The organism is Humibacter sp. (assembly GCF_051954055.1).
Classification (GTDB): Bacteria; Actinomycetota; Actinomycetes; order Actinomycetales; family Microbacteriaceae; genus Humibacter.
In genome coordinates this window covers 1-13,390 of the sequence record NZ_JBQCIE010000110.1, presented here as the reverse complement: position 1 = coordinate 13,390, position 13,390 = coordinate 1, and the positions used below count along the sequence as shown (strand labels likewise).

Here is a 13,390-nt window from a genome sequence, read left to right as displayed (position 1 = left end):
CGATGCACAACAGCGAGTCCGCAGAGCCTGCGAAGAACGGGTTCGTGCTCTCCCGCCGCAGCGTGCTCATGCTCGCCGGCGCCGGGGCGCTGGCGGCGACCGCGATCGGCACGGGGACCGGAGTGCTGAGAGCGTCGGCCGAGACGGCGCACACAGACGCGACAGCAGCCGACGCGGTGCTCTCCGACCTGATCCAACGGCGCGCGACGATGCTCGTCGGCTCCGGGAACGCGGCGAACGTGCCGGCGCTGGCGGACAGCCTCAAGCAGATCTCGACAGACGCCGCCTCCTCCTGGCAGGCGATAACGCTCGCCGCTGGCGCACCGGGCATCTGGCCCGACCTGCCGATGCTGGGCATCAGCGCCTCCACCGCCACGGGCAACATGGGCGTCACATTCGACCGGATCACGAGCCTCGCCGAGGCGTGGGCCACCCAGGGCACCGACCAGTACGGCGACGACAAGCTCGCCGCCGACCTCGTCTCGGCGCTGACGTGGATGAGCGTGCACCAGTACGTTGCGGGCAAGGCCGCGGCGGGCAACTGGTGGTTCTGGGAGATCGGCGGGCCGCGCCAGGTCGGCGACTCGCTCGTTCTGCTCTACGACAAGGTGCCCGCCGACGTGCGCACCAACCTGCTCGCCGCCGCCCGGTACTTCGCGCCGAACCCGAACTACCGTGGCCGCGGCACGAGCTTCGCCGAGACCGGCGCCAACCGCAGCGACAAGGCGCTGAACACGGCGCTGCGGGGCATCCTCGACAACCGTCCCGACGAGGTCGCGATGGCACGGGATGCCCTCAGCGATGTCGCAGGCGGCGGCAGGAACAGCCTCTTCACCTACGTCACCTCGGGCGACGGGTTCTACCGGGATGGGTCGTTCATCCAGCACACCTACCTGCCCTACGTCGGAACGTACGGCACGGTCACGCTCTCCGGCGTGGCCGCCATCCTCGCCCTGCTCGGCGGAAGCGCGTGGGCGGTCACCGACCCGAACCAGAGCGTGTTCCTCGACTCGATCCAGAAGTCGTTCCAGCCGTTCGTCGTCGGCGGCCGCATCATGGACACCGTGCGCGGCCGTGCGGTCTCGCGGCAGAACGAGCCGGACTACGTCGACGGCGCGACGCTCGTCGCGAGCACGCTGCTGCTGGCATCCGGAGCACCGCAGCCGTACCAGTCCACCTTCCTGTCGCTGGCGAAGGGATGGCTCGAGCAGTGCACCGACGTGAACCTCGTCGCCGTGCCGAAGCTCACGATCGCTCAGGCCCTGCTGGTCTCGGGGGTGGCGACGGATGCCTCGGTGCAGCCCGCTCCCGCTCCCGTCGTCACGCAGGCGTTCGGCGACCAGGACAGGCTCGTGCACCATCGCGGGTCCTGGTCGTCGGTCGTGAACGTCTCGTCCAAGCGCATCGGGCGGTACGAGTGGGGCAACAACGAGAACAACCTCGGCTGGTACCAGGGCGACGGCATGCTGTTCGTCTACCTGCCCGGTGTCGATCCGTCGCAGTACAGCGCCGACTTCTGGCCCACCGTCGACCCGTACCGGCTGCCGGGCACGACCGTGAACGATGAGGTGAGGACGTCAGGCGCCGGTGGCGCGGGCACAGGCATCCCTCGCGCTTTCCAGGCCTTCGCCGGAGGGCTCGCGCTCGAGTCGCGCTGGGGCATCCAGGGCATGGACCACCTGAACTTCGACAAGACCCTGTCGGGCAAGAAGTCATGGTTCTTCCTCGACGACGGCATCGTGTGCCTCGGGGCAGGCATCGCGGGAACCGGAGGACACGGCGTCTTCACGACGGTCGAGAACCGGTCGTTCGCGGTTGGCAAGGCGCCGGTGCTGCGCGTGGACCACGCGAACACGCGGATGCAGCCCGGCCAGTCGCCTCTTCCGGTGATCCGCAGCCTGCACATCGAGGGCTACGCGGGCGTCGTGCTGCTCGACGCCGAGGGCGTCTCGGGCACCCCGCAGGTGCAGGTGGTCAGCCGGCAGGGCACGTGGAACGCGATCAACTCGGGATCGGACACCGGCGGAACGACCGACGTGAAGCAGCGCGACTACGTGACCCTCACGCATCCGCACGGCGTCGACCCGGCCTCGGGCGGATACGCCTACTACCTGCTGCCAGGCGCGGAACACAGCACGACGTTCGCGACCGAGGCGCAGAAGCCGGTGACGGTGCTGGCGAACAATGCCGCCGCGCAGGCGATCGCGCACGACGGCTCGGGTGTCACGCTCGCGAACTTCTACGGGGTGCCCGGTTCACCGGTGCAGGGCATGCAGGTGAGCGGGCCGTGCTCGGTCGGCGTGCACCGCAACGGCGACACGATCACGGTCGCGCTGGCCGATCCGAGCCGCACACAGTCGAGCGCGACACTCGTGCTGCCCGACTCAGGCAGCTTCACGGTGAGCCAGGCCGATGCCGGTGCCTCCCTGGTCGGAACGGGCCCGCTCACGCTCCGGTTCGCCCTCGACGGGCACGGTCACGCGCAGCAGATCGTCCTCAAGCGCTGAGCCCGGCCCAGCCTCGTCGATCCGCCGGTGTCTCGACGAACCACCATCGAACCGACGCTGGTTGCCGGGTGGTTCGTCGACACCATGGCGGGTCGACGTTACGAGACCAGGCCGGCCTTCGCCAGCGCGGACTGCACGGCGGCCGCGATCGTGAGCTGACCGGCCGCTGTGGGATGCACATCGCCGCCCTGCATCAGGTCCGGCCGGTCCTTCAGCGGGTTCCCGATGTCGAGGTACGTCCCGCCGACGGCGGAGACCGCGGCCCTCAGGTCCGTTCCCATCTGATCGAGCTGCGGCGGCGAGTCGTTCTCGTTCCAGATCGCGCTGAAGCCGATGATCTGCGCCTTCGGCAGCGCCGCGTGCAACTCGTCGACGGCCTCGACCATGGCGGACCTCACCTCGGGCTCCGGCACGCCCAGGTCGTTGCTGCTGGCGGAGAGCACCACGACCTGAGGATGCAACGAGATGGTCTCGCGCACCTGCTGCAGGAACGTGGTCCCGTCGTTGCCGACAGTGACGAAGCCGTCTCCGTCGGCGGCGAGGTTGGTGAGCGACCAGTCGTCGTCGTGCGCGATGATCGCGGGCCACGCCTGGTCGGGCTGCAGGTTGTGGCCGTCCATGATCGAGTCCCCGATCGCGACAGCCGTCGAACGTCCCGCGGACGCCGCGGCGGCCGGAGCGCCGACCGTGAGGTACCCGACGACTGCCACGGCGACAGAGGCCATGGCCAGCGCCGGCGGGATCAGCCGCTTCAGGTTCATAACGATCAGGTTACGAATCGAGTTGTTGCGGTCGGCCAGACCTGGCGATGAGGTTCCTATGAACCGGCTCGTCCGGCTGGTTTCGACGAGCTCAACCGGCGGAACCCGCTTTAGACGAGATGGGCCGCGCGCATCCGCTCCTCGACGGCGGCGGCGATGACGAGCTGTCCATCGGCTGTCGGATGCACGTCGTCGGACTGCATGTACCCGGGCTTGCCGAGCAGCGGTCGGCCGATGTCGAGGTACACGCCGTGCACCGACTTGACCGCCGCCTCCATGTCGTCGTTGATCTCATCCAGTTGCGCCGGCGGCTCGTTCTCGTTCCACACCGGGCTCACCGCGACGATCGTGGTGTGCGGAAGGTCGTGCCGCAGCATGTCCATGGCGCTGATCATCGACTGCTGCACGTCGGACTCCGAGACGCCCAGGTCGTTGCTGCTGCCCGAGATGACCACCATCGACGGGTCGAGCTGCACCGCCTCCTTCACCTGGTCGGCGAAGATCGAGCCGTTGTTGCCCTGGGTGACGAAGCCCGCTCCGTTGGTCGCGAGATTGACCATGTGCCAGCCGTTGTAGCCGGCGATCACCTTGGGCCACGCCTGGTCCGGATCGAGCCCGTTGCCGTCCATGATCGAGTCGCCGACGGCGACGACGGTGGTGGCATCCGCCGGCTGATCCGCGGCGATCGGATGCCTGTGCACGTTCGCCGAGAGAACGGTTGCGATCACGAGGGCCGCGCCGCCCAGCACGAGTGCGGCGGCGCTCACACCGAGAGCGGCGGCGCCAGCGGGCATCCGTGTCATGACGCCGACGCTACGACTCGAAGTTTCGCCGCGCTGCACGGGCACACCTCACCGGTCGAGCGGACGCCACACGACCACCTGATTGCTGCGCCGCACGCGGGTTCCCGCGCGAAGCGAGACGACCTCGCCCTCCGACCCGGCGGCGAACACCCGCCGACCCGGGCGGTTCAGCATCTCGTCGGCGAGCGCGCTCTCCAGCTCGCGCACCCGCGCGCCCAGTCGGTTCACCTGGTTCTCGAGCTCGAGGATGCGCCGAATGCCCTCCAGGCTCACGCCCTCCGAACCGAGCCTGGCGACCTCCCGCAGCTGCACGACGTCGCGCATCGAGTAGCGGCGCGATCGTCCGGCCGTGCGCCGCGGACTCACCAGCCCGAGCCGGTCATACTGCCTCAACGTCTGCGGATGCATGCCGGCAAGCTCGGCGGCAGCGGTGATCGCGAAGACGGGTGTCGTCTCATCCAGTTCCACCATCACCGCTCACCTCTTCATCGCGCCGCGGCTCGCGCCTTCGCGAGCAGCTCCTCGCGCGGATTCTCGTCGGGCAGTGTCGCGTCGAACGCCTTGAGGGCATCCTCGCCCTGCTTGCTCAGATGCGATGGCACGACCACCTGCACCTCGGCGAGCAGGTCGCCCGTCGCCTTCTTCGAGACGACGCCCCTGCCCTTCACGCGCAGCACCCTGCCGCTCGGCGTTCCGGGCGCCACCTTGAGCCGCACCGTTGCGCCGTCGAGCGTCGGGACCTCGATCGTGGCGCCGAGCGTCGCCTCCGCGAACGTCACCGGCACCGTGACGCGCAGGTTCAGACCCTCGCGCTCGAACACCGGATGCCGGCGCACGGTCACCGTGAGATACAGGTCACCGCGCTCGCCGCCGTCCGGTGACGGGCGCCCCTTGCCCGGCACGCGGATGCGCTGCTTGTCGCTCACCCCGGCAGGGATGCGCACCTTCACGGTCTCACCGTCCACCGTGAGGTGCACGGTCTCACCGGTCACAGCGGTCTGGAAGTCGATGGTGGTGGATGCCGAGACATCCTGTCCACGAGTCGGGCCGCCGTAGCCACGGAAGCCGCCGGTCGACTGACCGAAGCGTCCGCTGCCGAAAAGACCGCCGAGCAGGTCGTCGTAGTCGGCACCGCCCTGCTGGAACGTATAGGACTGCCCGCGGCCGCCCTGGTTGAACATGCCGCCGAAGACGTCCTCGAATCCGCCGGCGCCCGCGCCGCCTCCCGGGGCCGTGAACCTGGCACCGGAGCCCATGGCCCGGATCTGGTCGTACTCCTTGCGCTGCTCGTCGTCGGAGAGCACGGAGTACGCCTCGCTGATCTCCTTGAACTTCGCCTCAGCCTTGGCGTCGCCCGGGTTGGAGTCCGGGTGGTACTGGCGCGCGAGCTTGCGGTAGATCTTCTTCAGCTCGGACTGCGAAACGTCTTTGGAGACGCCGAGCACCTTGTAGAAGTCCTTGTCGAACCAGTCCTGACTGGCCACCCGGCACCTCCTTTCTGTGTTCTTACGTGTTCTGTTGTGAGCGGCTGCGTCTCATCGGTTCAGGTCGCAGTTTTAGTCGCCATCTGGGCTCGAAAGCGACGAAAAATGCGACCTGAATGGAATGCGGAAGCTACTGCGGGACCGCGACGACCACCTTGGCCGCACGCACGAGTGTCGAACCGAGCGTGTAGCCGACCTCGACGACGTCGAGGATGGTCGGCTCGGTCACGTCGGCCGACGGCTGCTGGAAGATCGCCTCGTGCACGTTGTGGTCGAACGGCTCTCCCGCAGCACCGAAGGCCTGCAGTCCGAGCTTCTCGGTCGCCGCCGCCCGGAGCTTGCCGGCGATCGTGGCGAACGCGGTGTCGCCCTCGAGGTCGCCGTGCTTCTCGGCACGGTCCAGGTCGTCGAGCACGGGCAGGATCGCCTTCGCCGTGTCGGCGACGGCACGCTCCCGCTCGACCTCGCGATTCGCCTCGGTGCGCTTGCGGTAGTTCGCGTACTCCGCGGTCACTCGCTGAAGGTCGGCGAGCCGCTCTGCGGCGAGTTCCTCGGCACCGGACTGCCCGGAAAGGAAGTCCAGGTCGGCGTCGGAGAGGGATGTCTCGACATCCGGACCCTCGTAGCCCTCACCGGTGTCGATCACCTGCTCGTGCTCGAGGTCGGGAGCGGAACCCGTCGAAGGGCGTTGTCCTGAGCCCGTCGAAGGGTCGGGAGCGGAACCCGTGGGCCCCGCCCCCTCGCCGTCCGGCCGACGAACCTCGCCCGTCTCGGGGTCGATGCGTCGCTTGTCGCGGACGACCGGCTCCTCGTGCTCGTTCGATTCGTCGTTCTTCGCCATGGCTACTTCTTCTCGTCCTCGTCGTCGACGACCTCGGCGTCGACCACGTCCTCGTCGGGGTTCGGAACCTCGCCGTTGCCCGGGTCGGCCACGTTCGGGTCGCCCTGCTCACCCGCGGACTGCGCCGCCTGGTAGATCGCCTCGCCCAGCTTCTGCTGGCTGGCCGTGAGCTTGTCGTGCGCGGCCTTCACCGCGTCGTCGTCGTCACCTGCGAGAGCGGACTTGAGGGCATCCACGTCGCCCTGCACGTCGGTCTTCACGTCCGCCGGCAGCTTGTCGTCGTTGTCCTTGATGAGCTTCTCGATCGAGTAGACCATCTGCTCGGCGCTGTTGCGCACCTCGGCGGACTCGCGACGCTTCTTGTCCTCGGCGGCGTGCTCCTCGGCCTCACGCACCATGCGCTCGATGTCGTCCTTCGGCAGTGAGGAGCCACCGGTGATCGTCATCGACTGCTCCTTGCCGGTGCCCTTGTCCTTCGCGGACACGTGCACGATGCCGTTCGCGTCGATGTCGAAGGTGACCTCGACCTGCGGGATGCCCCGCGGCGCCGGTGCGATGCCGGTCAGCTCGAACGTGCCGAGCGGCTTGTTGTCGCGGGTGAACTCGCGCTCGCCCTGGAACACCTGGATCGCGACCGACGGCTGGTTGTCATCCGCGGTCGTGAACGTCTCGCTGCGCTTGGTCGGGATTGCCGTGTTGCGCTCGATGAGCTTGGTCATGATGCCGCCCTTGGTCTCGATGCCGAGGCTCAGCGGGGTGACGTCGATGAGCAGAACGTCCTTGCGCTCGCCCTTCAGCACACCGGCCTGCAGAGCAGCACCGACGGCCACGACCTCATCGGGGTTGACGCCCTTGTTGGGCTCCTTGCCGCCGGTCTCCTGCTTCACGAGCTCCGACACGGCGGGCATGCGGGTGGAACCGCCGACCAGCACGACGTGCGCGATGTCGGAGACCTTGATGCCGGCCTCCTTGATGACGTCCTGGAACGGCTTCTTCGTGCGGTCGAGCAGGTCGGAGGTCATCTGCTCGAATTGGGCGCGGGTGAGTGTCTCGTCGAGGTTCGCCGGCCCGTTCTCGGTCAGCGACAGGTAGGGCAGCTGGATGCTCGTCGACATCGAGCTGGAGAGCTCCTTCTTCGCCTGCTCCGCGGCTTCCTTGAGTCGCTGGAGCGCGATCTTGTCGCCCGAGACATCCACGCCGGTGGTGTCCTTGAACTTCTTGATCAGCCACTCGACGATGCGCTGGTCCCAGTCGTCGCCGCCGAGGCGGTTGTCGCCGGCGGTCGCGCGCACCTGGATCGTGGAGAAGTCGTCGTCCTTGCCCACCTCGAGCAGCGAGACGTCGAACGTTCCGCCACCGAGGTCGAAGACCAGGATGAGCTCGTCTTCCTTGCCCTTGTCGAGGCCGTAGGCCAGAGCGGCAGCGGTCGGCTCGTTGATGATGCGCAGCACGTTGAGTCCGGCGATCTCACCGGCCTCCTTGGTGGCCTGGCGCTCCGCGTCGTTGAAGTACGCGGGAACGGTGATGACGGCATCCGACACCGAGTCGCCGAGGTACTGCTCGGCGTCGCGCTTCAGCTTCTGCAGAATGCGCGCGGAGATCTCCTGCGGCGTGTAGTTCTTGCCGTCGATCTCCTTCTTCCAGTCGGTGCCCATGTGGCGCTTGACCGACGTGATCGTGCGGTCGACGTTCGTGACGGCCTGGCGCTTGGCGGTCTCGCCGACCAGCACCTCGCCATCCTTGGTGAATGCCACCACCGACGGGGTGGTGCGGAATCCCTCCGCGTTGGCGATGACGACGGGCTCGCCACCCTCGAGCACGGAGACGACGGAGTTCGTCGTTCCGAGGTCGATACCTACTGCACGTGACATGTGTTGTGTTTCCCTTCCTCGGGCGCACACGTCGTGCACCCTTGTGGTCCGGCGCCTTCTGCGCCCGCGACCGAAGCCGATGAAGACTTGAGTCTCGCTGACTCAACTTATGTCAGACCTGAATGCCGTGTCAAGCTGAGCTCCGAAAAGTTGAGTGCACTTGTATCAACTCCCGATGTCGGCGATGTATTCCGGGATCCGGCTCATCCGCGGCACGTCAGCTTCAGCGACGACGGCTGCGGGTCGAGCGCCGGATGCTTGCTGCCGGACTGCAGCTCCAGCGACTGACCGGAGAACCCGGTGTCGGTCCAGATCGTGACCGTCGCCTTCGGTCCGACCCGCATGCTGCCGACCTCGCCGGTCCAGTCCTGCCGGGAACCAGGGAGGTGCGCCAGGTTCTGGTAGCGGCCGGGCTTGGACAGCGTGAAGTGGTCCTTCGACGTGCTCAGGTCGTCGCTGTCGTAGAACTCCACGAAGCATCCGCTCGCCTGCGCGGTGTTCGACGGCCCGGGCGTTCCGGAGTCGGTCGGAGCGTTCAGTGGTGTTCCGCCCGAGGGCGACGCGGGCTCGGTGCCCGCCATGTCCTTCGGTGTCGGATTGCAGCCGGCGAGGAGGAGCGCGACGAGGGCGAGAGGTGCGATCGACAGGAATTTGCGCCGAGTGGACATCCCTCCAGTCCACTCGGCCAGCGGAGCGCGTGAACCCGTTGACAAGGATTCCGCTGCTCGCCGGGACTGAGGTGCGACTGCCAGTATCGAAAGCGTGATCCACGACGACCTGCTCGCCCGCCTGACCGCGTTCGAAGAGTCGGATGCCCGCGACGCGTACCTGCGATTCGTCACGGCGAACGGTGATGCGGCGCTTCGACGCGAGGGCGGCCCTGAGCACGTGACCGCGTCGTGCTTCGTGTTCTCGCCCGACCTCGAGCGAACGCTTCTGTGCTTTCACCGCAGGGGCGGCTTCTGGGTGCAGTTCGGCGGCCACCTCGAGCCGCAGGACGCCACCGTCGCGGATGCGGCCGTGCGGGAGGCGCGGGAGGAGTCGGGCATCCAGGATCTCGAGCTGCTGACGGATGCGATCGTCGACGTCCACCGGCACGAGCTCGGCTCCGGTTTCGCGTGCTCTGCGCACTGGGACATCGGGTTCGTGGCCGTCGTGGATCCCGCAACGCCGGTCGTGGTCAGCGACGAGAGCGAGGACGTGGCCTGGTTCCCCGTGGACGCGCTGCCGGCCGACTCCGCGGGCGGCCTCGGCGAGCGCATGCGGCGGGCTCTGCACGCGGCTCGATCCACACTCGAGAAGCCCACACCGCTGAATTGGTGACGCTTCGTGCCGTTTTTCGCGCATCCGGCGGCATCAGGCGTCCACTCTTTCGCACCGCACACTAGGCGGCGGCCCGAACCGGCGAACGTGGACAAGCCCGCGTCGCGACCATAGCGTGGAACCACCATCACGTCGGGGGGCGGGGGGAATCGTGAACGGGTATGCACCGATCGAAGAGCACGGTCTGATCGGCGATCTGCAGACGGCGGCGCTCGTGTCGCACGAGGGCGAGATCGACTGGTACTGCTGTCCGAGGTTCGATTCGCCCACTGTCTTCGCGTCGCTGCTGGATCGCGAGAAGGGCGGCCACTTCCGGGTGCGGCCGGTGGACGGCGACTTCGTGACGCGACAGCTCTACATGCCAGACACAGCCATCCTGATCACCCGGTTCATGTCGGATGACGGCGTCGGCGAGATCGTCGACTTCATGCCGCTTCCGGATGATCCGCAGCAGGCGACTTCACGTCACGAACTGGTGCGCGTGGTGCACGTCGTGCGCGGAAGCATGCGATTCGAGATCGAGTGCGCACCCCGGTTCGACTACGGGCGTGCGCGGCACGACCTGCACGTGGACGAGGCGGGTGCGGTCTTCGAGACGCCAGGGCTGCGCCTCAGCCTGAGCACGGGCATCCCACTGCAGGCGCACGACGGAGCGGCATGCGGTGAGTGCGATCTCTCGGCGGGGCAGGCGCGAGCACTGATCCTGCGCTCGGGTGCGGATGCCACGCCGGGTCGGATCGACCCGCGTGTGTCGTTCGACACGCTGGAGCACACCGGACGTTTCTGGCGCACCTGGGTGAACGCGTCCTCGTATCGCGGGCGCTGGCGCGAGCAGGTGATGCGCTCGGCTATGACGCTGAAGCTCATGACGTACGCGCCGACGGGCGGGCTCGTTGCCGCCCCGACCGCTGGGCTGCCGGAACAGATCGGCGGCGAGCGCAACTGGGACTACCGGTACTCGTGGGTACGCGACTCGTCGTTCTCGGTGCAGTCGCTGCTCGGGCTGGGCTACACCGACGAGGCGCAGGCGTTCACCCGCTGGATCTCGGATCGCGTCAAGGAGCACGAGGGCGACGCATCCGGACCGCTCAAGATCATGTACCGCGTGGACGGGACATCCGATCTCGTCGAGGAGGAGCTCGACCATCTGGCCGGGTACCGGCACTCGCGCCCTGTGCGCATCGGCAACGGTGCCGCCGACCAGCTGCAGTTGGATGTCTACGGCGAGGTGGTCGGATGCCTCGCGCTGGCCGATCGCGCGGGAGCGAGCATCGACAACACCGACTGGGAGGGCATCGCCCGCATGGTCGACTGGCTCGGCAGCAATTGGGACCGGCCGGACGAGGGCATCTGGGAGAGTCGCGGCGGCGCGCGGGACCACACGTACAGCCGCCTGATGAGCTGGGTCGCGTTCGACCGGGCGATCCGCATGAGCAACGATCATGGCTGGCCAGGTGCCGTCTCGGACTGGACGGAGCAGCGGGATGCCGTCTATCGCCAGATCATGAGCCGCGGCTGGAACGCCGAGCGCAAGGCGTTCGTGCAGCACTATGGCTCTGACGTGCTCGACGCGTCGCTGCTCGTGATGCCCACGAGCGGTTTCCTGTCGCCGCACGACCCGCGCTGGCGGTCGACACTGGCGGCGATCCGGGACGAGCTCGTCTCCGACAGCCTGCTCTACCGATACAACCCGTCCGCGTCTCCCGACGGTCTCGCCGGCGACGAGGGCACGTTCTCGATCTGCACGTTCTGGTACGTGGAGGCGCTCGCGCAGTCCGGAATGGTCGAGCAGGCCAGGTGGACCCTGGAGAAGATGTTCAGCTACGCCAATCACCTCGGTCTCTACGGCGAAGAGCTGGGCAGGCGTGGCGAGCACCTCGGCAACTTCCCGCAGGCGTTCAGCCACCTCGCGCTGATCAACGCTGCTGTGAACCTGAATGCCCAGCTCGGCGACCGTCCGATGGTGCGCATCAACGAGCAGGAGCGAGCGCGGCTGCTGACGCTGAACTGAGGTGTGCCGCTGCCTGCGGCGTCTTTCCGTCCCCGGGTGCGTGTCTTGTGTGGTTATCAACAGGCCTGGTCAGGAGTGGTTTCCGGGACATCTGGAATGCCGGTGGTGTGGTGTTGTCTTTGGGTATGGACGAGATCACCGAACACCTGGCCGCGGCGGTTGCTGCCGCCAGGGCGCGGGTGCCCGTCACGAGCGTTCCTGGCCTGTCGGATGATGACCTGCTGGCAACGATGGCGCAGGTCGAGGAGCTCGGTCGGACGGTGGACGCGCTCCGGGTCGCGGCGGCGGCCGAGGTCGCTGAACGTTCCCGGCCGTCGTTGGGCACGGAACGGTTGTCCGCGAAGAAGGGATGCCGCACCCCGTACGAACTGATTGCCCGGGTCACCCAGGTGACCGAGCGCACGGCGGTGCAGCGCAGCAAACTAGGTGCCGCGCTGCGCGTGCGTGAAGCGATCACCGGGGAGGTGCTGCCGGCGAGACTGCCGGTCGTGGCTGAGGCGGTAGGTCAGGGGCGGCTCGGGTTCGACACCGCTCAGGTGATCGCCACCGCGCTTGCGGCGGTGACCGGTCGTGCCGAACCGGGCATGCTCGAGGAGGCAGAGAGGTCGTTGGTGGCCTCCGCGCTCGGGTTCGACGAGGCGACGGGTGAACCGGTGGTGCCGTTCACCGCGGACCAGACCCGGATCCAGGCCATCCAATGGCAGGTCGTGTTGGATCCCGACGGTGCGCAACCCCGGGAGGCGCGTGCCATGGCCGAGCGCGGGTTCACCAAGATCGGGAAACGTGGCGACCTGACCCGGTACCGGTTGGACGCGATCCCGGAACTGGTCGGGAAACTGGAACGGGTGTTGGATGCGTACCTGTCCCCGAAGACCACCGGTGTGTTCCTCACCGATCAGGAACGTCTGGACGCGGAACTCAACGGTGACTGCCGCAGTGCGGGGCAGCAGCGGCACGACATCCTGATGGCGATCCTGGACACCGCCGCCCGATCCGCTGAAACCCCCACCCTCGGTGGTGCGTCCCCCACTCTGCTCGTGTCCGTCACCGCGGAGGAACTCGCCTCCGGTGTCGGTGCCGCCTGGGTGGACGGTGTCGAGGAGCCTCTCTCCATCACGGCGGCGCGACAGTTCGCCTGCACTGGGGGCATCCAGAACGGGTACTTCACCCCTGACGGCAGGCTGATCGGGTTGGGGGCGCCGGAACGGTGCTTCACCCCGCAACAACGCCGCGGCATCACCCTCCGCGACGGCGGGTGTGTGATCTCGGGCTGCGGGATCCCCGCCGGATGGTGCGAGATCCACCACGTCACCGAGCACGCCAACGGCGGCCCAACGCACACGGACAACGGGGCTTTGCTCTGCTGGTTCCATCACCGCACCCTGGAGACCTCCGGCTGGGAGATCCAGATGCGCAACGGGGTGCCCTATGTGCGCCCACCGATCTGGATCGACCCACACCGGGTCTGGCGACGCGCCACCAAAACACGCGGACACCCGGGCCGAAAGCGAACCGCGCGACCCGCACGCGCGCCCGACCCATCAGCTGGTACCTGACCATCCGCGAGGCCCGACATCGACGCGCGCCCAACTCTTCGCACAGCCCTCTGGCTAACCCTGTGAGCGAGCGCTACAACAACCCGCGGGAGGGGTAGCGCGTCGTCGCGGTCGCGGCGTTCGCGAGCGACTCTGTACCGGCATCCAGGTATCCGAACGTGGTGACGTGGTCGCTGTACTTCTTGGCCAGCTCGTTCATGTCGGTCAGTTTGGCGTAGGCGGCCGAGGTCGGA

At 67.8% G+C, this 13,390-nt stretch carries 11 protein-coding genes; 4 read left to right on the top strand and 7 right to left on the bottom strand.

Annotated elements, in window-relative coordinates; translation table 11 throughout:
* Positions 1 to 2 precede the first annotated feature (2 nt).
* Positions 3 to 2,507 (top strand): polysaccharide lyase 8 family protein, encoded by a 2,505-nt coding sequence (locus tag ACTHNC_RS14185; protein ID WP_440295260.1) that lies wholly within the window; start codon positions 3 to 5, stop codon positions 2,505 to 2,507.
* Between the two features lie 98 nt (positions 2,508 to 2,605).
* Here the strand turns inward: ACTHNC_RS14185 and ACTHNC_RS14180 are convergent, their stop codons facing one another.
* From ACTHNC_RS14180 to ACTHNC_RS14150, 7 genes are all read right to left on the bottom strand, one after another.
* Positions 2,606 to 3,268 carry an SGNH/GDSL hydrolase family protein gene (locus ACTHNC_RS14180; protein ID WP_440295259.1) on the bottom strand — a complete coding sequence of 221 codons (663 nt, stop codon included), beginning with the start codon at positions 3,266 to 3,268 and terminating at the stop codon, positions 2,606 to 2,608.
* A gap of 110 nt (positions 3,269 to 3,378) precedes the next feature.
* A complete protein-coding gene (locus tag ACTHNC_RS14175; RefSeq protein WP_440295258.1) occupies positions 3,379 to 4,071 on the bottom strand; it encodes an SGNH/GDSL hydrolase family protein in 693 nt (230 codons plus the stop codon).
* Positions 4,072 to 4,119: 48 nt separating this feature from the next.
* On the bottom strand, positions 4,120 to 4,542 hold the full coding sequence (locus ACTHNC_RS14170; RefSeq protein ID WP_440295257.1) for a heat shock protein transcriptional repressor HspR: 423 nt from the start codon (positions 4,540 to 4,542) through the stop codon (positions 4,120 to 4,122).
* A gap of 14 nt (positions 4,543 to 4,556) precedes the next feature.
* Positions 4,557 to 5,555 (bottom strand): DnaJ C-terminal domain-containing protein, encoded by a 999-nt coding sequence (locus ACTHNC_RS14165; RefSeq protein WP_440295256.1) that lies wholly within the window; start codon positions 5,553 to 5,555, stop codon positions 4,557 to 4,559.
* A gap of 130 nt (positions 5,556 to 5,685) precedes the next feature.
* Positions 5,686 to 6,396, bottom strand: coding sequence for a nucleotide exchange factor GrpE (locus ACTHNC_RS14160; protein WP_440295255.1), 711 nt, complete (start codon positions 6,394 to 6,396; stop codon positions 5,686 to 5,688).
* Positions 6,397 to 6,398: 2 nt separating this feature from the next.
* Positions 6,399 to 8,267, bottom strand: a complete 1,869-nt coding sequence (gene dnaK / locus ACTHNC_RS14155) for a molecular chaperone DnaK (RefSeq protein WP_440295254.1) — start codon at positions 8,265 to 8,267, stop codon at positions 6,399 to 6,401.
* Positions 8,268 to 8,470: 203 nt separating this feature from the next.
* On the bottom strand, positions 8,471 to 8,935 hold the full coding sequence (locus tag ACTHNC_RS14150; protein ID WP_440295253.1) for a hypothetical protein: 465 nt from the start codon (positions 8,933 to 8,935) through the stop codon (positions 8,471 to 8,473).
* 94 nt (positions 8,936 to 9,029) lie between these two features.
* On the opposite strand from ACTHNC_RS14150, the gene ACTHNC_RS14145 reads away from it, so the two are divergent.
* From ACTHNC_RS14145 to ACTHNC_RS14135, 3 genes are all read left to right on the top strand, one after another.
* Complete coding sequence (locus ACTHNC_RS14145; protein ID WP_440295252.1) at positions 9,030 to 9,590, top strand: NUDIX hydrolase; 561 nt, start codon at positions 9,030 to 9,032, stop codon at positions 9,588 to 9,590.
* A gap of 151 nt (positions 9,591 to 9,741) precedes the next feature.
* Positions 9,742 to 11,601: a glycoside hydrolase family 15 protein gene (locus tag ACTHNC_RS14140; RefSeq protein ID WP_440295251.1), complete on the top strand. Its 1,860-nt coding sequence runs from the start codon at positions 9,742 to 9,744 to the stop codon at positions 11,599 to 11,601.
* 125 nt (positions 11,602 to 11,726) lie between these two features.
* On the top strand, positions 11,727 to 13,157 hold the full coding sequence (locus tag ACTHNC_RS14135; protein WP_440295250.1) for a DUF222 domain-containing protein: 1,431 nt from the start codon (positions 11,727 to 11,729) through the stop codon (positions 13,155 to 13,157).
* Positions 13,158 to 13,390 lie beyond the last annotated feature (233 nt).